This window comes from Chryseobacterium sp. BIGb0232 (assembly GCF_024810195.1).
GTDB lineage: Bacteria > Bacteroidota > Bacteroidia > Flavobacteriales > Weeksellaceae > Chryseobacterium > Chryseobacterium pennae.
Window position 1 is genome coordinate 308723 of sequence record NZ_JANUEH010000004.1, and the last position, 21570, is coordinate 330292.

Consider the following 21570-nt stretch of genomic DNA (forward strand, 5'->3'; position numbering starts at 1 on the left):
TAAATTACAATAGATTCCAAAATATCTCCTTAAATATGAAAAAACCTGACAATTTTAAAGTTGTCAGGTTTAATATATCCTATTTTTAAGATGATTTTAAAGCTGTGTCGGGCTTTCTGGAGCCTGTATTTCGCTTTCTTCCTCTTTCTCTTTAATCTGAGGAGTTTCCAGTACTTCCGGCAGATCTTTTTCAGGGATCGTATTGGTAACCGGTTTCTCTGTCAATTCAGGATCCCATGCTCTCTTTCCGAAAATCTCTTCAAGGTCTTCACGGAAGATCACTTCTTTTTCTAAAAGCTTATTGGCAAGAGCATCAAGCTTATCCTTATTTTCTGTAAGAATTCTTATTGCTCTGTCATATTGCTCACTTACAAATCTCTTGATTTCATCATCAATCACCTCTGCTGTTTTCTCAGAATATGGCTTAGAGAATGAATAATCAGACTGACCTGAGCTGTCATAGTAAGAAACGTGTCCTACTTTTTCACTCAAACCATAGATTGTAACCATTGAGTTGGCCTGTTTGTAAGCTCTTTCCAGGTCATTTTGTGCTCCTGTAGAGTAATCACCCAATGCTACCTGCTCTGCTGCTCTTCCTCCTAAAAGTGAACACATTTCGTCAAGTAACTGTTCAGTTGTTGTAATCTGTCTTTCTTCCGGTAAGTACCATGCTGCTCCCAGGGAACGACCTCTTGGTACAATAGTTACCTTCAACAATGGTGACGCATGCTCTGTAAGCCATGAAACGGTTGCATGACCTGCCTCATGGAATGCAATTCTTCTCTTCTCAGAAGGCTTAATTGCTTTATTCTTTTTCTCAAGACCACCGATAATTCTGTCTACTGCATCCAGGAAATCCTGTTTTACTACGAACTCGTGACTGTTTCTTGCTGCAATAAGTGCTGCTTCATTACATAGATTAGCGATATCTGCACCACTGAACCCTGGAGTCTGTTTTGCTAAGAAATCTCTGTCTACGCTGTCATCAAGCTTGATTTTCTTTAAGTGAACGTCAAGAATCTGTCTTCTCTCATGTAATTCCGGAAGGTCTACATAGATTGAACGGTCAAAACGTCCTGCTCTCATCAAAGCTTTATCAAGGATATCCGCTCTGTTGGTTGCAGCCATTACGATAACATTTGTATCGGTTCCGAAACCATCCATTTCAGTAAGAAGCTGGTTCAATGTATTTTCTCTTTCATCATTTCCACCAGAGAAATTATTTTTTCCTCTTGCACGTCCGATGGCATCAATCTCATCAATAAAGATGATCGCTGGGGATTTAGCTTTCGCCTGAGCAAAAAGGTCTCTTACTCTGGATGCTCCAACTCCTACAAACATTTCCACGAAATCTGATCCTGAAAGTGAGAAGAACGGAACTTTAGCTTCTCCTGCAACAGCTTTAGCCAATAAGGTTTTACCTGTTCCCGGAGGCCCTACCAAAAGTACTCCTTTAGGGATCTTACCTCCTAATTTTGTGTATTTTTCAGAGTTTTTCAAGAAATCTACAACTTCCTGAACTTCTTCTTTAGCTCCTTCCAATCCAGCAACATCTTTAAATGTTACCTGAATTCTTTCTTTTTCATCGAAAAGCTTAGCTTTAGATTTCCCGATAGAGAAAATCTGTCCGCCAGGGCCTCCACCACCACCCATCTTTCTGAAAAGAAGGAAGTAGAATAATCCCAAGATCGCAATCCAGATCAATGCGGATATCAGAATATCTGCAAAAGGACTTTTTCCGGTTCCGTAATCTTTAGCGGTTTTAATAGCCGGATTGGTTGCCTTGATCTGTTCAAATTTCTGAAGAAATAGTTGAAGATCCCCGTATTTTACAGAATAATCTGCTTTTGGGGCCATATCTAAAGCTGAAAAAGGGTTATTTTCCTTTCCGGTTTTGGAAACCATTGCTGATTTTGCTTCTTTGGTAAGGAAAACATCAGCTTTCTCTATGTCTTTGTATATAATAATATTCTGGACTTTACCCGCCTGCATTTCTCTAAAGAAACCATCTTCATCAATAGTTTTTGCTGCATCTCCACCAAGGAAATTGGAACCGAAGAAAAGCAAAAGAGCTATGATTGCAATAGGAAAGAACCAGTTGAATCCTTTGTTATTCATTTAGACTTTTTAAAATTTTTATTATTCATTTTCAATTTTGGTAATGACTGCGTCACCCCAAAGTTCTTCTATATCGTAATACTCACGTACATCTTTTTGAAATATATGAACCACTACAGAAACGTAATCTACCAATATCCACATGGCATTTTCATTACCTTCTACATGCCAAGGTCTGTCTTTCAGATCGTTTCTTACTTTTTTCTCTACATTCCCAGCTAATGCTGATACTTGTGTATTCGAGTTTCCGCTACATATTACGAACGTCTCCGCTACTGAGTTTTCAATGTTTGATAGATCAAAGATCATGATATCTTCTCCCTTTACATCTTGAAGTGCTTCAACGATTTTATCTATTAGTGCTTGTTTTTCTGCTGTTTTATTCATTAAAAAAATACTATAATCTGCAAATTTATTGTTTTTTCTTTACTTTAACCTTACTTTTACCCGCTTAATGTCTTAAAGTTTTCTTAAATGAGTCAACTCTTCTATCTGAAAGAATGTTCTTCTACTAATGACGAAATATCAAAGTTTTTACTTTATAAAAATTCAGATTTTATAGGATTGCATACTTTCAATCAAACCAAAGGCCGTGGTCAGTATGGAAATGTATGGACTCCAACCGCCGGGAAAAACCTGGCTTATACGCTGGCAGTGAATACTCAAAACATCCTGTGCTCCGACTTTATATTCAATTATTATACCGCAATTATTGTCAGGGATTTCCTGGCCAATTTGGCTGATTATGATGTGAAAATTAAATGGCCGAATGATATTATCCTTAAAGGTAAAAAAATCGTTGGAATTTTGATTGAAAAGAAAAAAATTAATCAAAACAATTATTTTATTATCGGAACCGGAATCAATATTCTTCAGGATAAATTTGAAAAAATATCCACAGCAGGTTCACTCCTGACACAGACAGGGCAGGAATTTGACATTGAAGACCTTAGTTTAAGACTTCACGAATTCTTATCTGAAAAACTTAAAAATATTCCTTCTGACCAGGAAATACTGGACAGGTTCAATAAAAATTTGTTCCGAAAGGATGAAATCTCCGTTTTTGAAATCGAAAAAGAGAGACAAAATGGCATCATCCGAAATGCAGACAAAAAGGGTGAACTCTGGATCGAATTGGAAAAGGACGGGATGTGTTCTTTCTACCACAAAGAAGTAAAACTCCTTTACTGATTTGCTCTTTTGATATAAAGATAAAGGGTAAGCGGCAGGAATACGAGATTAGGAAGCCACATAGCCAATGCAGGCGACAGGCTCTTATTTTCCGAAACTACCTTTAAAGCTTCAAACGAAAAGACAAAAAGGAAAGCCAGCGAAATCCCGATAGCTAGGTTGATTCCCAAACCACCCCTCTTCTTTTGTGATGACAGAGAAAGGGCAAGGAAAGTCAGAATAATGATAGAAACAGGCATTGAGGTTCTCTGATGAAGCTCATTCAGATATGAATTCAGGTTACTGTTTCCTCTTGCTTTTTCTCTTTCAATGAATTTTAAAAGCTCAGGAGTTGTCTTGTTCTGTCCCAAAAGCTCATTAGGGAAAAGTTCTTCAGGGGAATGGCTATAGTTTTTTTTAAGCTCCAAACCGCTGTTCAGTGTTTCTGAATTATTTTTATTAATGGTCTTTTCAAGATAATTATTTAGGACAAACTGTTTTATATCCTTATGCCAGTACACTTCACTGGCTTTTAGTTCATAAACCATTTTTCTGTCCTTATCAAACTTCTGGTAAACAAATCCAGATCCTCTCTTTTCTCTTTTATTCCAGGAATCTACAAAGATATACTCTGTTCTGCTGAGCTGTGAAGAAGCCGGAGCCGTTCCAAGAATCTTTTCCTTATTGGCAGCATTATAGGTATAGGCCTCCAATTCATTTTTTTTGATATTTGCCCACGGAAGAACTAAATGGTACACCACAAGCGCTCCTAATGCAATCAGGATTGAAGTATAAAGATAAGGTTTTGAAAATCTGTGAAAACTGGCGCCACTACTGATAATGGCTACAATTTCAGTATTATTTGCCATCCTGGAAGTGAAATAGATCACGGTAATAAAGACCAGAATGGAAAGAAACGTTACTACAAGATTAATAATCCAGTAAGGATAAAAATGAAGCAGAAAATACCCCAGATCCAGTTTGGGATCTAGCGCTTTTGCATTTTCTATCCTTGGAATTTTTTGCTGAACGTCGATGACAAGCACCACTATAGACAATAGTACCAGCATGAAACTGAAAGTTCCAAGATACTTTTTAATGATATATTTGTCTACAATCTTAAGCATAATTCTTACAGTCTTTGTCTAAGAACAGGTACTACAGAGTTTTTCCACTCATAGAAATCTCCAGCAAGGATATGTTCTCTTGCAACTTTTACCAGATCAAGATAAAACGCAAGGTTATGAATTGAAGCAATCTGTTTTGCCAGGTATTCTTTTGAAACAAACAGGTGACGAAGGTACGCTTTTGAATATTCACGGTCTACAAAGCTGGTCCCGAATTCATCCAAAGGCGAAAAGTCACGTTTCCATTTTTCGTTTTTAAGGTTCATTACCCCTTGCCATGTGAAAAGCATTGCATTTCTGGCATTTCTTGTAGGCATAACGCAATCCATCATATCAATTCCCAGCCCAATAGATTCCAAGATATTCCAAGGAGTTCCAACTCCCATCAGGTATCTTGGTTTTTCTTTTGGAAGAATATCTGTTACTTCATCAGTAATTCTGTACATTTCTTCTTCAGGCTCTCCCACTGAAAGCCCTCCAATTGCATTCCCTTCTGCTCCTGCTTCAGAAATTACCTCTGCAGAAATTTTTCTTAAATCAGAATAGGTAGATCCCTGAACAATCGGGAAAAGTCTTTGCTTATGTCCGTACAATTCAGGATTATCATTGGTCCAGTCGATACATCTTTTTAACCAACGGTGTGTAAGTTCCATGGATGATTTCGCTTGGTTATAATCACAAGGATAGGGAGTACATTCGTCAAAAGCCATGAAAATATCTGCTCCGATCTGTCTTTGAATCTCCATTGATCTTTCCGGAGAGAACATGTGATAACTTCCGTCAATATGGGATTTGAACCTGGCTCCTTCTTCTGTCATTTTTCTGTTGCTCGCCAAAGAGAACACCTGAAAACCTCCTGAATCTGTAAGGATAGGAAGATCCCAGTTCATGAATTTATGTAAACCTCCTGCATCCTGCATTGTTTCCATTCCTGGGCGAAGGTAAAGGTGGTAAGTATTTCCCAGAATAATCTGAGCTTTAATGTCTTCTTTTAATTCTCTCTGATGAACTGTTTTTACACTCGCAACAGTTCCTACCGGCATAAAGATAGGCGTTTGAATCTTTCCGTGATCTGTAGTGATCTCTCCTGCTCTGGCTTTTCCTTCAGAGGTTTTTTCTATATTAAAAAATTTCATTTGTACACTTTTTAGTTGATTACTATCAACGATTGTCATTGTCCGGGCAAAGCCCACTTCATCATTTATCTTAAAGGCGTGCCTATTTCAGCCTGCTTCAACTTATCTTTTACATATTTATCCGCTTTTGGATCTTTCTTCAGTAAAATCTGCTGCGCTTCATTGGCAATATCTTCCATTTCTTCTTTGATCACATAATATTTAAAGCTCTCAACAAAATCAGAAGGTTTTACTTTATGGGATTTTAAAATAAATCGGGTACCGGCCTCCATATTTTTGTCCTGAAACATAAAATTAGCCTGATCGGTAACAATAAGGTCAGCAATAACTTCTGCCATCACGTCCTGGTCGACCAGGTTTTTAGGCTTATCGATATAATCACTGCATGAAAACAGTCCCAGAAAAACAAAAACAAGGATCATTTTTTTCATCAGCTTATTTTTATACTTTTTTAATGGAAGAAAAGGCATGCTCCGTTTTATAATCTATTGATAATTGATTTCCACTTCAGGTTTAAAACACCAAAAACAGCTTCATGGATAATTCCGCCATTCATTTTACTTTCTCCTAAAATTCTGTTGGTAAATATAATAGGAACTTCCACAATTCTGAACCCTTTTTTGAAAGCTCTGAACTTCATTTCTATCTGAAACCCGTATCCTTTCAGCCTTACATTATCTAATCCTATCTCTTCCAATACTTTTCGTGAGAAGCAGACAAAACCGGCTGTAGTATCATGAATAGGCAGTCCTAAAATAAATCTTACATATTTCGAAGCGAAATAGGACAATAATACTCTTCCCATAGGCCAGTTCACCACATTTACTCCTTTTGAATACCGGGAACCGATGGCCATATCTGCATTCAGACAAGCTTCAAATAGTTTAGGCAGATCATTGGGATTATGTGAAAAATCAGCATCCATTTCAAAAATGTAGTCGTAATTATTTTCGATCGCCCACTTAAATCCATGAATATAGGCTTTACCCAAACCGTCTTTAGTATGTCTTATCGACAGATGCAGGTAATGGGGATGGTTCTTTTGCAGTTCTTTTACCACTTCCGCAGTTCCATCGGGAGAAGAATCATCTACCACTAAGATATGAAAGTCATCCTCCAATGCAAAAACCGCGGAAATAATATTTTCAATATTTTCCTTTTCGTTATATGTTGGGATGATGACGAGTTTTTTCATTTCAGTTTGCAAAGATAGTTTATTTAACCTTTTTATTTTATACAAAATAATCTATAATTTTGCAAAAATCTTTTTCAAAGATTCGCAGCTCAGACAAAGATTGTTTTCGCAGTTCTGAATGAGATAGAAAAATCGTTGAAAAATAGGTTTAAGATTAGATTTAACAGATGAAGCAATAAAGAAAATCTATGCCAAGTTGTGTTATTTATAGTTAAATAAAAAAATAAAAAACTTAAAATTTGCCGTCATCACCAAACTACATCAATCATGTAAGAATACCTGAGAATAACGATTGGGTCATTTTTATACTTATAGGCTGTATATTTTTATATGTTTTCATGATGAACATTATAGAAAGGGATGCCAGTCTTAAAGACTTTCTGCTTCAAAAATATTTTGATGCCAGTAATAACCTGCCGAGCTGGATCATTACTTCCTGTGTGATCACGCTTACGTTGTCTGTTTTGATTTCTCAGTATATTCCGGTAGTCCCTAAATATATTGCAGATCTGCAGGTCGGAGGATACCAGCTTAATAAGTTTGGGTACACTTTGCTGGCGGTTATGTTTTTTTATCTGATCAAATCAACATTAGGTTATTTATTTTATCAAAGTATCGGAGATGGAAAAAAATGGACAATTTTTTATTTCACCTCTACAAAGTTCTATTTCATCCTGTCTTTTTTGTTGATAATTCTGTGTATCACTCATTATTACTTCCCTATAGACAGAAATAAAATGTTCCTGTATTATTTCTCATTCTTTTCTTTTGTATTCATTTTCAAAGTTTTTTTCTATTTATTTCACAAGAACAAGATTCTTCCCGAGAAATGGTATTATAAATTTTTGTATATTTGCACGCTCCAAATCGCACCATTATTACTGCTTTGGAAGTTGTTATTTTTTTAATAAATGTCAAAGATGAGAATAAAGTCTATATTGGTTTCTCAACCAGCGCCTAGTGAGTCTTCTCCATATCTGGATATAGCGAAGAAGGAAAAAATAAAGATTGATTTCCGTCCATTTATCCACGTCGAAGGGGTTGACAATAAAGAACTCAGAACTCAGAAAATAGATCTGACGCAATATACCGGTATCATTTTTACCAGTAAAAATGCTATTGACCATTACTTCAGACTTGCAGAAGAATTGCGTTTTGCAGTTCCGGATACAATGAGATATATCTGTCAGTCAGAAGCAATTGCCAACTATCTTCAGAAACACATCGTGTACAGAAAAAGAAAAATCAGCTTTGGGGAGAAAAACTTCTCAGATCTTCTTCCTCTGTTCAAGAAGTTTCCAACTGAAAAATATCTGTTGCCATCTTCAGATGTTTTAAGTCCGGATATTATAAAAACTTTGGATTCTGCAAACGTAGAATGGACAAGAGCAATTATGTACCGTACTGTATGCAGTGATCTAACTGATATCAACATTAAGGATTATGATATGTTGATCTTCTTCAGCCCACAGGGAATCAAGTCTCTGCAACAGAATTTCCCGGAATTCAAGCAGGATGAGACCAAAATTGGCGTTTTCGGAAACACCACTCTGGCCGCTGCAGAAGAAGCAGGATTAAAAGTAGATCTAATGGCTCCTACGAAGGAAACTCCTTCTATGACCATGGCCCTTGAAAAATATATTAAAGCTCTACACAAATAGTCTTTAATACAAAAAAATAAAGCTAACCATCTCTCCAATAAAGGAAAGATGGTTTTTTTTTGACTACATTTGAACAAAAATTAACATTGAATAAAACGTCTTCGAAAGTATATCCGGACGTATAAAAATTAAAATATTCTGATGAAAGCTCCACAGGCAAAAAAAATAGAAAAAATATTAGAAACCCACGGCGACAGAAGAGTAGACCATTACTTCTGGCTTAATGAAAGGGAAAACCCGGAAGTCATTCAATATCTTGAAGAAGAAAATGCTTACGAAGAATTCATCATGAAAGACACCGAAGAGCTTCAGGAGGAACTCTTCGAAGAGATGAAAGCCCGTTATAAGAAGGATGATGAGTCTTTACCTTATATCTTTAATGAATACTGGTATATTGTGCGTTATGAGGAAGGAAAAGAATATCCAATCTTCTGCAGAAAGTACGAAACTCTGGATAACGAGGAGGAAATCATACTTAATGTCAATATGTTAGCGGAAGGTGAAGAATTCTTTGAAGTAGGAAGCGTTGCCGTAAGCCCCAATAATGAACTGGCTTCTTTTTCTTCAGATAATGTAGGAAGAAGAATCTATACTTTAAACTTCAAAAATTTAAAGACCGGTGAAATTCTTCAGGATAAAATCCAGAATACCACAGGAAAAGTAGTTTGGGCCAATGATAACCAGCACGTATTTTATATCAGAAAAGACAAGAGTCTCCGCGCATTCCAGGTTTACAGACATAAACTGGGAACTGATCCCACTGAAGATATCCTTATATTCCATGAAAAGGATGAAACCTTTGATGTAAATGTCTTCAAGACAAAATCATTACAATATATTTTCATCGCAAGTTCAAGCACAATTTCTGATGAACATCATTTTATTCCTGCAGATAATGTTTTTGCAGACTGGAAAGTCATCCAGCCAAGAATAGATGACCTTGAATATTCAGTAGAACATTATGAAGATGAATTTTATATTATCACCAACGCAGATGATGCTACGAACTTTAAAATTGTAAAAACCAAGATCGATAACTGCGGTATGGAAAATTGGGTGGATGTAATCCCTCACCGTGCCGAAATTTTACTGGAAGGTTTCGAAATATTCAAAGATTATCTGGTATTGGAGGAAAGGGAAAAAGGATTGCTTCAAATCAAAATTATTGATGAAAAAACGAAGGAGTCTTATTACCTGCCATTCTCTGATCCAACTTATACTACTTATATAGGAATCAATCTTGAATTTGGCACTGAGGTCTTACGGTATGGCTATACGTCCCTGACGCAGCCAAGCTCTACTTACGAGTACAACATGAAGGATAAAACCACGATACTTCTGAAACAGCAGGAAGTATTAGGTGGAAAATTTTTCCCGGAAAATTATATTTCTGAAAGAATCTGGGCAGATTCCAGAGACGGAGAAACAAAAATTCCAATTTCTCTTGTATATCATAAAGACACGAAAAAATCAGCAGAAACCCCAGTTCTACTCTATGGATATGGAAGTTATGGACATACGGTAGATGCCAGCTTTTCAAATGTAAGACTCTCTATCCTTGATCGTGGTTTTATCTACGCCATTGCTCATATCCGTGGTGGTGAATACCTGGGAAGGGAATGGTATGAAGACGGGAAAATGCTGTTCAAGAAAAACACCTTCTTCGATTTTATTGATGCAGGAAAATATCTTGTAAAGGAAAACTACACTTCATCTGATCATCTATATGCAATGGGCGGAAGTGCCGGAGGACTGCTTGTAGGTGCCGTGATGAATTACGAACCACAGTTATTCAATGGAATTGTGGCACAGGTTCCTTTTGTGGATGTAGTTACTACAATGCTGGATGATACAATTCCGTTAACGACCGGAGAATATGATGAATGGGGAAATCCTAATGATAAAGAATACTATCATTATATGAAAGACTATTCACCTTATGATAATGTAGAAGCTAAGAATTATCCGCATATGCTTATCACCACAGGATTCCATGATTCTCAGGTACAGTATTGGGAGCCTGCAAAATGGACCGCCAAGCTTAGAGAATTAAAGACCGACGATAATATCCTGGTTTTTAAAACAGATATGAGTTCAGGACATGGCGGAGCCAGCGGAAGATTTGAATCACTGAAAGAAGACGCACTAGAATATGCATTCTTATTGAAAATAAATGATAATTTATAAAAGATAATTGATATGGATTTCGGCAATAACTATAACCAGATCTTCGCAAGAAGAACCAAAGCATTAACAATCACAATTATTAATGAATTATCCGAAATCCCATATTCTGACAAAATCTCAAATATAAGAAAACAGATATTCCGCTCTGTTTCATCAACAACAAGTAATTATAGAGCTATGTGCAGAGCACGATCTACAAAAGAGAAATACTCTAAGATATGTATTGTTGTAGAAGAAGCTGATGAAACTTTATTCTAGCTAGAGTTAATAGATGAACTTCATCTGCTGGAAAAAGAAAATATAACAAAGCTTATCACAAGACTGATGAAATTGTGATAGCGACTTCCCCCTATAAAAAGAAATTAGGTGAAGAATTAAAACATTAGCAACATTAATTATTAATCATCATTTATCAATTATATGAACGATTCCGAATATTGGAAAAAAATAGAACAGTTCTTCGAGGACAATTTCCAAACCGAGAAGAACCCGCCTATTGAAACATTGCTGTTTTTAATAGGCCTGCAGGAACTGGGCAGTGGGCAGCAAAAATACACAAAAGAAGACAAGGTAAATCTGATACATATTGCAATTTGCAGATTGCTTGAACCTTTTGGATATTACAAATTCTCGCACTATGAAGATGGGTGGCCACACTTTGAAAAATTGGAAGACCTTCCTGAATTAAGACCTAATGAGCAGTCCTTGCTCATGAAAAAGGCGATTATTCAATACTTCCAGGAAGAAGAACTTATTTAAGTCGAAAATGTGATAATTTGAAAATTTACTAATAAAACAATAGCATTATTAGCAAAACCCTTCTAAAACATCACTTCCCCTTATACAAATAGAGACAAGCCAAAACTTGTCTCTATTTTTTTTAAACAAAAACAAGATTAATATTTAAAAAATATCCTATTTTTTAAGTTTGAGTTAATATTTTAAACCATTTAGTTATCAATTAATTACATGCTTATTTTACGAATATTATATTCATATTTTATAATTTTTCGTAATTTAATAGACATATTCCATATTAGATTTGTAATTTAGAGGCATACAGACCAAATTCTTTTGACCCGCCACTGTGGTCAATTCCCCTCAGAATAACAATGGTCAATTTCTTCAGGCTTACAACCTATGTACAGCACTGAAAAAAAAGACAAAAACAAATGAAATCCCAGTTCGACCTGAACCGGGACAGATAAAAATTTGAAAAAAATACACACAAAAAAACTGAGGACTGAAAAACTATGTATTTCAAAAAAAATTCTTCTGAATAAAAGACAGATTAAAATTTAAATAGAAATCAAACCATGAAAAAAATTAGCACTTCTCTAATGTTGCTCATTGTCAGCATGGCCTTTTCACAAGTAGGTATTTCGAAAAATCCAACAGTCGAAATCCACAATAAGGCCATTTTACAGGTAGACGGAAAATACGAAGGTAAGAATTACGGGATGATGCTTCCTGAAGTATCTGCACCGGAGAATCTTCCGTTGTACAGTTCTGCCACCTCAGACAGTGAGATGACAGGAATGATGATGTTCGAAAAAACACATGCTACATTTTATTCCTATGACGGAGGAAAATGGAACAATGAACCTACAACTGCCGACTTTAAATTGAAACAATCCAGGTTTTTATCCAATGCGGATGAAGAAATAGGCGTAGCATGCGTACTTCTTGGATGTGGCCGACATGTAGGACTTAGTTTCAGCGCACCTGTTGATGGCAAACAATCCTACAATAGCCTTAATATAACGAAGGAAGCAGCAGTAGTTGCCGGAGGCGGACTTTATGGAGACAAAACCTTTAATAATTCCAAATTTGTCATCAATGAAGCCGGAGTCTATGACATTTACCTGAATGTTCCTTCCAAAACAGGAGGAGCAGTATCCCTTACCAGTGGACCTCAATATCAATTAAGAGCCTATCTGAAGCAAAGCAATGGAAGTTACAACGAAGTAAAACTTACCACATTCTTCCCAGATTATTATGGCATCCTGGGAATTGGTGGAGATGCCAATACTGCTGCATTTACAACCACCAGAATCCGCCTGAATCCAGGAGATTATATTGTTTCGAGAATACATTCTCCATTGGCAACAGTATCTGTAGTGGTTACTCTTACCGCTGCAACCAATGCCAATATCTCCAAATACTACCCAAGAGAAATAATGTTCACCAAAGTAAGTGATTAAAATGACGAGAAAAACGATTACGCTCAAAGTCTTTATTGTAACAGCGATAAGTACACTGGGATCTGCTCAGGTAAAAATGGGTAACAAACCTGAAACAGTTCACACCAGAGCAGCTTTACAGATAGAGCATAATGCCAAAGGGATTATGCTTCCCGCTGTTGAAAACCACACTCAACTTCCTCACTATAATGCAACACACCCGGATCTGTATGAAAACAAACCTGAAGATAATGGCTTGGTATTTTATAGCAAGGAACTCAAAGATGTAGTAAAATACGATGGTTACAGATGGATTGCCGCAACAGAGAGGAGTATCAAAAATTATAAAAATGTAAGTATTCTGGGATCCAATGTGGCTGATGTATCCGTAGCCAATGTATTGGGAATTACAGGACGCCCTACCCTATCTTTTAATATTTTAGCTGATTTTGATAGAAATAATATCAATAATTTAAAAGTTACGGTAAACGCTAATGGAGAAATTACAATTCCGACAGATGGTTTCTACAGAATCAATCCATCTGTAAAAACAAGTAGCGCCGGAGGTCTTTCTGTAGGAAATGCAGCTACCATTATTTCACTACAGGCTCTCTATGCCGCTGCTGCCGGAGATGGATGGCAAAAAATTCATGAAAACAGCTTTTTGCTTTACGGATTATTGGTAACAGCCGGCAGTGCAAATTCAGTAAATAACTTTTCCACTACAAAATATCTGCACGCAGGAGATCAGATCCGACTAAGAGCTGGCATCCAAGCTGATACAGGATTAAATGTAGGAACTGGTGTGAAGTTTAAAATGAACGATAAAGATACTTTTATCTATATAGAAAAATTGAATTAAAATGAGAAAGAATATATATATCACCACCCTTCTGATGACAGCCACAATGGCATTTTCTCAGGTTATTATTGGAAGTGCGATCAATCCAAGCCCAAATTCCATGTTCAGTGTTGTGAATAAGGATGATAGTGCTGCAGGATCTAAAGGAATGATGATACCAACCGTAAATAATGAAACCGAATTACCTCTGTACAATACCAGTCTGCCTAATCGTTTTGACGAAGATCCTTCTATGCAGGGAATGATTATGTACAGAAAAGATATTCAGAGAGTGGTAGTATACGACGGGGATATATGGAAACCTACTTTTTATGAAACCGGAGGAAGGGCTACTCGCGCCAGCATGAACCCAACAACTGCTGAAAGTGATTTTCCATCTGTAGGATGCATATTGATCGGATGCGGAGAAAAAGATGTGCCTTTCGGATTCCACAATACGTCTCTGGATGGCGATAAACTTGGCATCATTGATCCTCAGGGAGCAGTAAACAGCAGCTTCAGCAATTTCACATTCAAAGAATCGGGATTTTATAAGATCCTTATCAGCTTAAAGGTGAAAACTTCCGGAATTCATGTAAGTCCACCTGTAATTTCTTTCAGAGCTTTAAAAAACGGGGCTATCATTGCCAGAAATGATGTGCCTTTGAATGAAGCGATCTTGATTACAGCCGGAGCTAACAGAGTGGGAACTATGGAGTTTTTAGCAATGTTTGACAAAGGAGATAAGCTTAAAGTTCAGGTTTCAGGTGGAGTTTCTATTCTAACAGTGGCCGATGTCTACAAAATTGTTCCTACAGACGGAACTTTTATTAGCATAGAAAAACTATAATCTGAGATAACACGAAACATTTTTTATTCCATATTTCATTAAATCGGGCACTCCACTTGGAGTGCCCGATTTTCATTGTATAAAATTAATGATCTGTCACTACTTTTTTCATTTCCGATGATTATCCGATGATTTCTTTAAGCTGGCTGAGTCCCATTTTAAAACCTTCCTCGAATCCCATATCCAGCATTCTTTTCATTACTTCTTCTGATTGATAATGGATATTAACTGTAACTTTTGTTCCTTCTTCTACTCCAGTGAAACCGATCAGCCATTTTGATCTTGGAGCATCTTCGTTAACTTCTCCGTTTTCATTACAGAAAGCACTCGTCCAGTCAAAACTTCTATGTTCTATGATTTCTCCATACTGGGATTGGGAATATCCTTTTTCACCGTTAGGGCCTACCATCGCATACAGCCAGATTCCACCTTCTTTGAAATCCTGTTTTACCGTTTCAGTTTTCCAGGGTTTGGGTCCCCACCACTGATCCAATAATTCAGATTGGGTAAAATAGTTCCACACTTCAGAAACATCAGCGTTGTAAATATTCATTACATAGACACTTTTTGAGTCAAAATCTTTGTTGAAAATGATATTAGATTCCATAAAGTAATAATTTTAAATAAAGTTAAGTCTTTATTTACAGAAAGGACTTTTCCTATGACAAGTAAACAATAATTCATAAATAATTGTTAAAAAACAATCTTTTAAGATAAAAAACATAATTTTTTGGCTCGTTTTTTGTTTACGTAGTCTTAAAACAATTAATTTTAACATTCATACTTCCAAAACATATATAATTAAATAATGAATAATAAATTCATCCCAATAATATCGGTGTTTATGACGATCTCACTGATTGTCTTTGTTACGCTCCAATTTTATTGGCTGAAAGGCTATTACGGTGTACTGGAACAGGACTTTTCCAATAAAGTTTATTCCGTTTTGGAAAGTACTTCAAAAACAATTGAAGAAATTGAAGCTGATAAATATCTTACTAAGGATAACAGAAATACCATTCTTGCTAACAGTAAAAACCCTTCTCTTACTACCATTCAACAGGTAGAGGATTCCGGAACTCAGAGACAGATCATCTATTCCAAAAATATTATCTCCAATGCACAGCTTCCTATTTCTAAAAAAGGAGACTCTGTAAAGCTTACTACTTTATACACTGATGAAGCTGCTTACAAAATAAAAAGAGATACCACCAACCGTGAAATTCTTACCTCGGACATCAATCAGGATATTGAAACCGGGGATTATGCAGTAAAAGAGTTTGTAAAGGTATATGGGAATAATTTACCTATTGCACAAAGGGTAAGCCCGGCCACTCTTGATTCTGTGATTACAAAAGAATTAAAAATCAGAGGAATTAGCGCAAAATTCGGATATGGAATTATAGACAAAGACAATAAACTTACCAGTATTGCCAATAAAGCTTACAAAGAAAAAAAAGACAGCAATACATATAACTATCCTCTTTTCACAGATAAGAAATACAATACCTTATATAATCTGGCTTTAGTTTTCCCTAAAAAGGAATATTCTCTGGCTATGAACAACTGGCCTATGTTATTGGGTACTTTTCTTTCATTGCTTACCATTCTTGGAATTTATATCATTTCCATCAATTATATGATGAGGCAGAAAAAGCTTGCTGAAGTGAAAACAGACTTCATCAACAATATGTCCCACGAATTCAAAACACCACTGGCCACCATTTCTGTAGCAACAGATTCATTGGCCAATGATAAGATTGCCACCAACCCGGATAAAGTAAAATACTATTCCGAATTGATTAAACAGGAAAACCTGAGGATGAAAAAACAGGTGGAAAATGTTCTGAACATGTCTAAGCTTGAAAGAAATGAGGTAGAATTATTCCTGAGAGAAACCAATGTAAGGGAATTGATCAAGAGAACAACAGAGTCTTTCAATCTGATCGTACAACAGAGAAACGGAACCCTGACTCAAAAGTTCAATGCTACTCATTATAATTTTAAAATTGATGAGTTTCATATCTCGAATATGCTGGTGAATTTACTGGATAATGCCAATAAGTATTCTCCTGAAGAACCGGAAATTCATGTGGAGACAAGAAATGAAGGACATTGGTATGTCATTGAAATTTCTGATAAAGGAATGGGAATGGAAACCCAGAATAAAACAAAGATTTTCGAGAAATTCTTCAGAGAAGAAACCGGAAATATTCACAATGTAAAAGGACAGGGATTAGGTCTTTCCTACGTTAAAAAAATTGTAGAACTCCACAAAGGAGAGATTATTGTAGACTCCAACAAAGGAGATGGAAGTACATTTACGATAAAGCTGCCGATGGGGTAAACATAAGGAATGAGTAATGAATGATATGAATTAATAATTAAAGGATCATCTCACATTATTCATCAATTATAAAATAAAGAACCAAAAAACAAAATATAAGAAGAGAGAGTGAGAAAGTTCATTCTTCATTGTTAATTATTAATTAGTAAAAGTTATGAGCAATAGAATATTATTAGTAGAGGACGATCAGAGTTTCGGGGCAGTGCTTAAAGATTATTTAACAATCAATAATTTTGAAGTTACACTTGCTACAGATGGGGAACAGGGATTGAAAGAGTTTACAGAAAATGAATTTGACATCTGTATATTTGACGTGATGATGCCTAAGAAAGATGGGTTTTCATTAGCCGAAGATGTGAAAAAAATCGATAAAAATACACCGATCATATTCCTTACAGCAAGAAATATGAGAGAGGATATCCTGAAAGGGTATCAATTAGGGGCTGATGATTATATCACCAAACCATTTGATACGGAACTTCTTTTATACAAGATCAAGGCTATTCTTCAGAGAAGCTCTACCCTGGAAAATGAAGAGCAGGAGCAGTTCAAGATCAGCAATATCTTCTTTGATTCTATGTTGAGACAACTGAAGGTAGGTGATAAAGAATATAAACTTTCGCCAAAAGAAAACGAATTGCTGAAACTTCTTTGCATTCACAGAAACGACTTCATGCCGAGAGACCTTGCTCTTAGAAAGATATGGAAAAAGGAAAATTACTTTACAGCAAGAAGTATGGACGTATATATTGCCAAACTTCGTAAGCTATTGAAAGATGATGAAGGATTGGAAATTATCAACGTTCACGGTGAAGGATTTAGACTTCTTGTAAAAAACTAATCTAAAAATCGTATTATAAATATAAAATTAGCAAAACAATTGAAAATGTTTTGCTAATTTTGTTTCATACCCAATCAAGGATATGAAGAATACGTTTTTAGGTTTGATCTCTGTATCAATATTAGCTGTCTCTTGTAAGAAAGATGAAAGAGCAACTTATTTAAAAGAAGAAGCAGGTACTCAACAGCCTTCTGTAGCTATTAACAATGCCCCAAAAGCTTCACTGATGGATCAGGCAGGCATCCAATCCAGTACTCCTTCTACTGCTATGGCCACTGCTCCGGGCATGAACCCACCACACGGGCAGCCGGGACACCGATGTGACATTCCTGTAGGACAGCCTTTGAACAGCCAGCCAGCAGCTACCCCTGCTTCACAAAATATTAGCGTAGGAGCTAACAATGCAATTCAAATTGATCCTAACTCAGCAGCTCCAGCGCAAGTAACAGTGAACAATAATTCTAAACCTGTGAAAACGGCTCCGGGAATGAATCCTCCTCACGGACAACCGGGACACAGATGTGATATCCCCGTAGGACAGCCTTTAAATGGCAAACCTGCCCCAGCTTCGCAAACAGCTCAAAATAATATACAGGTTACTCCTACTCCAACACCTGCTCAGGCAGCTTCACAAAATCTTGCTATGGGAGAAAAACCTAAAATAAACCCTGCTCATGGAGAACCTTGGCACAGCTGCTCTCTAAAAGTTGGTGATCCTTTGCCATAAATTTTGTATTTTTGCAGATATGAAGCTGTTTCACATACTGGCAATAGTATTTTGTTTGGGAATCTTTCTGGTTCCTAAGGATGGCTTCTACGCTCAATCTATACAGAAAACATGCTGCAAAGCAGAATCAGGAAAGAAGAGTGACTGCTGTAAAAATCATTCCTCAAAAAAGGATGGTAAAGATGGCACTACAAAATCATGTAATGATGACTGCTGTTCATCCTGTATAGTCTGCTATACTTTTATTGAAACCCCTTTTTCAAAAAACCTGCGTCTGGAACTGTCTTATTACAAAGCAAATAAGAATCCTCAGTTTCAATATTCAGATCCTTATCTTTCAGATCGTTTAAAGGAAATCTGGCAACCGCCTAAAATAGGTTAATTAAAACATTGTAAGTTCGTTACATCCGTATCGAACCGTATTTTAATTAATTTAAACTTTAAACAAATGAAATTATATATTTCCAGGTTGATACTTGGTACATTATTCTTATTTACACAATTTATATCGGCTCAAAATCTTCAGAAAAACCAGTTCAAAGTAAAAGGGAACTGTGAAATGTGCAAAACAAGAATTGAAGGAGCGGCTAAAAAAGCAGGTGCAAAAACGGCTGTTTATTCTATAGATCTTCAAACTCTGACTTTAGAAACAGATAAAGTTTCTGCTGACGACATTCTGAAAAAAGTAGCCGAAGCGGGTCACGATAATGAAAAATTTAAAGCATCCGATGACGTTTACAAAAACCTTCCGGGATGTTGTCTGTATGAAAGAGATCTACAGCCTTCACAAGCAGCAGCAGCAGAGCCTCATGAGCATCATATTACTGCCAAAAAAGACAATGAATTTTATGTAAGAGGAAACTGTGCTTCATGTAAAGCCAGAATTGAAAAAGCAGCTCAGGGAGCGGGAGCTGATTCAGCTGAATGGAATGCAGAGAAGCAAACGGTTGCTTTACATTTTGATACCGCAAAAACCTCATCAGATAAAATTTTAAAGGCTATTGCTGATGTGGGACATGATAACGAGAAATATAAGGCTTTGGATACTACTTATAATGGTCTCCCGGGATGTTGTCTGTATGACAGGGATTTTACTTTTGGAGAAGCCAACCCAAAGGTTCATTATGAGGAAGGGACGAAACATGAAGATCATGCTACTCCATCTGATAATGATTCCCACAGTAAACATGAAAAGAATATTGATGGGGTTGTAGTAACAGGTTCTAAAGCAGCTACCTCTTTAAACAAGAAAGAAGCAGGCTTAGTTTTTAATATTGATAAAAAAGAATTATTAAAAGCAGCATGTTGTAATTTATCTGAAAGTTTTGAAACAAATGCCACCGTAGATGTGTCTTTCAGTAATGCTGTAACAGGTACAAAACAGTTGAAAATGCTGGGTTTGGACCAAAAATATACCAGCTTAACTAAAGAGCAGTTACCTGAGATCAGAGGATTGGCTTCGGCTTATGGATTGAATTTCATTCCCGGCAGATGGATTGAAAGTATTCAGCTGACGAAAGGAGGAAGTACAGTAACCAACGGATATGAAAGTATTACGGGACAAATCAATACAGAATTGCTGAAGAATGCCAAAACTCCGGAAACGTCCCTGAACCTTTTTTCAGATTTTAACGGGAGAGCCGAGGCGAATATTACCAGTGTGTCTCCCATTAATGATAAATGGTCACAGACTTTCCTTCTTCACGGAAACGGAACATTTGGAAATACAGATATGAATCATGACGGCTTTCTGGACAGACCGAAAGGAACTCAGATCAACGCTGCTTATCTCCTGAACTATAATGATCTGGAAAAATCAGGTTTCGGATCTCATTTCGGGATTAACTTTATCAGGGATGAAAGAACTGCAGGACAGGTTGGCTTTGATAAAAAACTTGGGCAGGATAAGCAACCAGCGTACGGTGTCGGGATTGATATCTCAAGATTTCAGGTCTGGAATAAAACAGGCTATGTTTTTAAAGGAAAACCTTACCAGAGTATCGGCTGGATGAACCAGTATGTGTATCACCAGCAGGACAGCTTCTTTGGGTTGAGAAATTATTCAGGGCAGCAGCATACCTATTATTCAAATTTAATTTTTGAAAGCATCCTGGGGAATACTAACCATAAATACAAAGCGGGAGCAAGCTTTTTATATGATGGTTATGATGAAACTTATTTAACGGATAATATTAAAAGAAATGAAATTGTTCCGGGAATCTTCGCTGAATATACTTTAACAGGATTAAAATATACTTTAGTAGCAGGAACCAGAGTAGATTTCCACAATCTGGCAGGAACTCAGTTTACTCCGAGATTAAACTTTAAATATGATTTTACACCGCAGACCATCTTAAGACTTTCTGCAGGAAGAGGGTTCAGAACAGCCAATGTATTTGCGGAAAGCCAGCAGTATTTTGCTTCTAACAGAGCGATCAATATTTTACCAAACGGAGGAAATATTTACGGTTTAAAACCTGAAATTGCGTGGAACTATGGAGCAAGTTTACAACAGGAGTTTAAGCTTTTCGGAAGAAAATCAACGATCATTGCTGATTTTTTCAGAACCGATTTCCAGAATCAGGTATTGGTTGATCTAGACCGATCTCCTCAGCAGCTTACCTTCTATAACCTGGAAGGAAAGTCATTTGCAAACTCGTTCCAAACACAATGGGATTTTACTCCTTTCAGAAATTTTGATGTTAGATTAGCTTATAAATATTATGATGTACAGGCAGATTATATAGGAGGCAGAAGAGAGGTTCCTTTTATGGCTAAACACAGAGGATTTGTCAACCTTGCCTATGCAACCAATAAGAATGATAAAGGGGGATTCTGGAGTTTTGATACTACTTTAAATTGGGTAGGAAAACAAAGACTTCCCAATATGGGAGACAATCCTGCAGAATTTCAGTTACCGGCATATTCCAATTCTTATGCTGTACTGAATGCCCAGATTTCAAAAAACTTCAACAAGAAGCTTAAAGCTTATGTAGGGGGAGAAAACCTTACTTCTTATTACCAGAAAAATGCAATCATTGATTTTAGAAATCCTTTCGGAAATTATTTTGATGGCGGAATGGTCTATGCCCCAATTATGAAAGCAAATTTCTATGTGGGACTGGATGTGACGTTTTAAATAGGTTACAACAATTTAATAATAGCAAAACAGGCTTCCTTATGATTT

21 protein-coding genes are annotated in these 21570 nt (G+C 36.5%); 14 read left to right on the forward strand and 7 right to left on the reverse strand.

Annotation, left to right across the window (positions count from 1 at the left end):
- Positions 1-96: 96 nt before the first annotated feature.
- Entirely contained in the window at positions 97-2118 is a 2022-nt protein-coding gene (ftsH, locus tag M2372_RS12915) for an ATP-dependent zinc metalloprotease FtsH (RefSeq protein ID WP_115968176.1), read from the reverse strand.
- Between the two features lie 21 nt (positions 2119-2139).
- The gene (rsfS, locus tag M2372_RS12920; RefSeq protein ID WP_115968178.1) at positions 2140-2505 is read right to left on the reverse strand and encodes a ribosome silencing factor; all 366 of its coding nucleotides are present in this window, start codon (positions 2503-2505) and stop codon (positions 2140-2142) included.
- 87 nt (positions 2506-2592) lie between these two features.
- On the opposite strand from rsfS, the gene M2372_RS12925 reads away from it, so the two are divergent.
- Positions 2593-3309, forward strand: a complete 717-nt coding sequence (locus M2372_RS12925; RefSeq protein ID WP_123320434.1) for a biotin--[acetyl-CoA-carboxylase] ligase — start codon at positions 2593-2595, stop codon at positions 3307-3309.
- On the opposite strand, the gene M2372_RS12930 is transcribed toward M2372_RS12925, so the two are convergent.
- The 4 genes from M2372_RS12930 to M2372_RS12945 all read right to left on the reverse strand — a co-directional run bounded on the left by M2372_RS12930 (position 3303) and on the right by M2372_RS12945 (position 6746).
- The gene (locus M2372_RS12930) at positions 3303-4415 is read right to left on the reverse strand and encodes an LptF/LptG family permease (RefSeq protein ID WP_123320433.1); all 1113 of its coding nucleotides are present in this window, start codon (positions 4413-4415) and stop codon (positions 3303-3305) included. The genes M2372_RS12925 and M2372_RS12930 overlap by 7 nt on opposite strands.
- A 5-nt stretch (positions 4416-4420) precedes the next feature.
- The gene (tgt, locus tag M2372_RS12935; RefSeq protein WP_065400151.1) at positions 4421-5551 is read right to left on the reverse strand and encodes a tRNA guanosine(34) transglycosylase Tgt; all 1131 of its coding nucleotides are present in this window, start codon (positions 5549-5551) and stop codon (positions 4421-4423) included.
- Between the two features lie 65 nt (positions 5552-5616).
- Positions 5617-5982, reverse strand: a complete 366-nt coding sequence (locus M2372_RS12940) for a DUF4296 domain-containing protein (RefSeq protein WP_115968646.1) — start codon at positions 5980-5982, stop codon at positions 5617-5619.
- A 47-nt stretch (positions 5983-6029) separates the two neighbouring features.
- Positions 6030-6746 (reverse strand): polyprenol monophosphomannose synthase, encoded by a 717-nt coding sequence (locus M2372_RS12945; protein WP_123320432.1) that lies wholly within the window; start codon positions 6744-6746, stop codon positions 6030-6032.
- 239 nt (positions 6747-6985) lie between these two features.
- On the opposite strand from M2372_RS12945, the gene M2372_RS12950 reads away from it, so the two are divergent.
- The 8 genes from M2372_RS12950 to M2372_RS12985 all read left to right on the forward strand — a co-directional run bounded on the left by M2372_RS12950 (position 6986) and on the right by M2372_RS12985 (position 14468).
- Positions 6986-7654: a DUF4271 domain-containing protein gene (locus M2372_RS12950; RefSeq protein ID WP_123320431.1), complete on the forward strand. Its 669-nt coding sequence runs from the start codon at positions 6986-6988 to the stop codon at positions 7652-7654.
- Positions 7655-7666: 12 nt separating this feature from the next.
- A complete protein-coding gene (locus M2372_RS12955; protein ID WP_123320430.1) occupies positions 7667-8407 on the forward strand; it encodes a uroporphyrinogen-III synthase in 741 nt (246 codons plus the stop codon).
- Positions 8408-8548: 141 nt separating this feature from the next.
- On the forward strand, positions 8549-10594 hold the full coding sequence (locus M2372_RS12960) for a S9 family peptidase (RefSeq protein ID WP_123320429.1): 2046 nt from the start codon (positions 8549-8551) through the stop codon (positions 10592-10594).
- A 12-nt stretch (positions 10595-10606) separates the two neighbouring features.
- Positions 10607-10852 (forward strand): four helix bundle protein, encoded by a 246-nt coding sequence (locus tag M2372_RS12965; RefSeq protein WP_228455760.1) that lies wholly within the window; start codon positions 10607-10609, stop codon positions 10850-10852.
- Between the two features lie 162 nt (positions 10853-11014).
- Positions 11015-11353 carry a hypothetical protein gene (locus tag M2372_RS12970; protein ID WP_115968190.1) on the forward strand — a complete coding sequence of 113 codons (339 nt, stop codon included), beginning with the start codon at positions 11015-11017 and terminating at the stop codon, positions 11351-11353.
- 557 nt (positions 11354-11910) lie between these two features.
- Complete coding sequence (locus M2372_RS12975; RefSeq protein ID WP_148060795.1) at positions 11911-12798, forward strand: hypothetical protein; 888 nt, start codon at positions 11911-11913, stop codon at positions 12796-12798.
- 1 nt (position 12799) lies between these two features.
- Positions 12800-13639, forward strand: coding sequence for a hypothetical protein (locus M2372_RS12980; protein ID WP_123320427.1), 840 nt, complete (start codon positions 12800-12802; stop codon positions 13637-13639).
- Position 13640: 1 nt separating this feature from the next.
- Entirely contained in the window at positions 13641-14468 is an 828-nt protein-coding gene (locus tag M2372_RS12985) for a hypothetical protein (RefSeq protein WP_123320426.1), read from the forward strand.
- Between the two features lie 121 nt (positions 14469-14589).
- Here the strand turns inward: M2372_RS12985 and M2372_RS12990 are convergent, their stop codons facing one another.
- Entirely contained in the window at positions 14590-15075 is a 486-nt protein-coding gene (locus M2372_RS12990; protein ID WP_123320425.1) for an SRPBCC domain-containing protein, read from the reverse strand.
- Positions 15076-15276: 201 nt separating this feature from the next.
- Between M2372_RS12990 and M2372_RS12995 the strand changes: the two genes are divergently transcribed.
- From M2372_RS12995 to M2372_RS13015, 5 genes are all read left to right on the forward strand, one after another.
- Positions 15277-16815, forward strand: a complete 1539-nt coding sequence (locus M2372_RS12995; RefSeq protein WP_123320424.1) for a sensor histidine kinase KdpD — start codon at positions 15277-15279, stop codon at positions 16813-16815.
- Between the two features lie 154 nt (positions 16816-16969).
- The gene (locus M2372_RS13000) at positions 16970-17656 is read left to right on the forward strand and encodes a response regulator transcription factor (protein ID WP_002982671.1); all 687 of its coding nucleotides are present in this window, start codon (positions 16970-16972) and stop codon (positions 17654-17656) included.
- Between the two features lie 82 nt (positions 17657-17738).
- Positions 17739-18383, forward strand: a complete 645-nt coding sequence (locus M2372_RS13005) for a hypothetical protein (protein WP_115968200.1) — start codon at positions 17739-17741, stop codon at positions 18381-18383.
- A gap of 19 nt (positions 18384-18402) precedes the next feature.
- Positions 18403-18765 (forward strand): hypothetical protein, encoded by a 363-nt coding sequence (locus M2372_RS13010; RefSeq protein WP_185018873.1) that lies wholly within the window; start codon positions 18403-18405, stop codon positions 18763-18765.
- Between the two features lie 66 nt (positions 18766-18831).
- A complete protein-coding gene (locus tag M2372_RS13015; RefSeq protein WP_123320423.1) occupies positions 18832-21522 on the forward strand; it encodes a TonB-dependent receptor domain-containing protein in 2691 nt (896 codons plus the stop codon).
- The last annotated feature ends 48 nt before the right edge of the window (positions 21523-21570 follow it).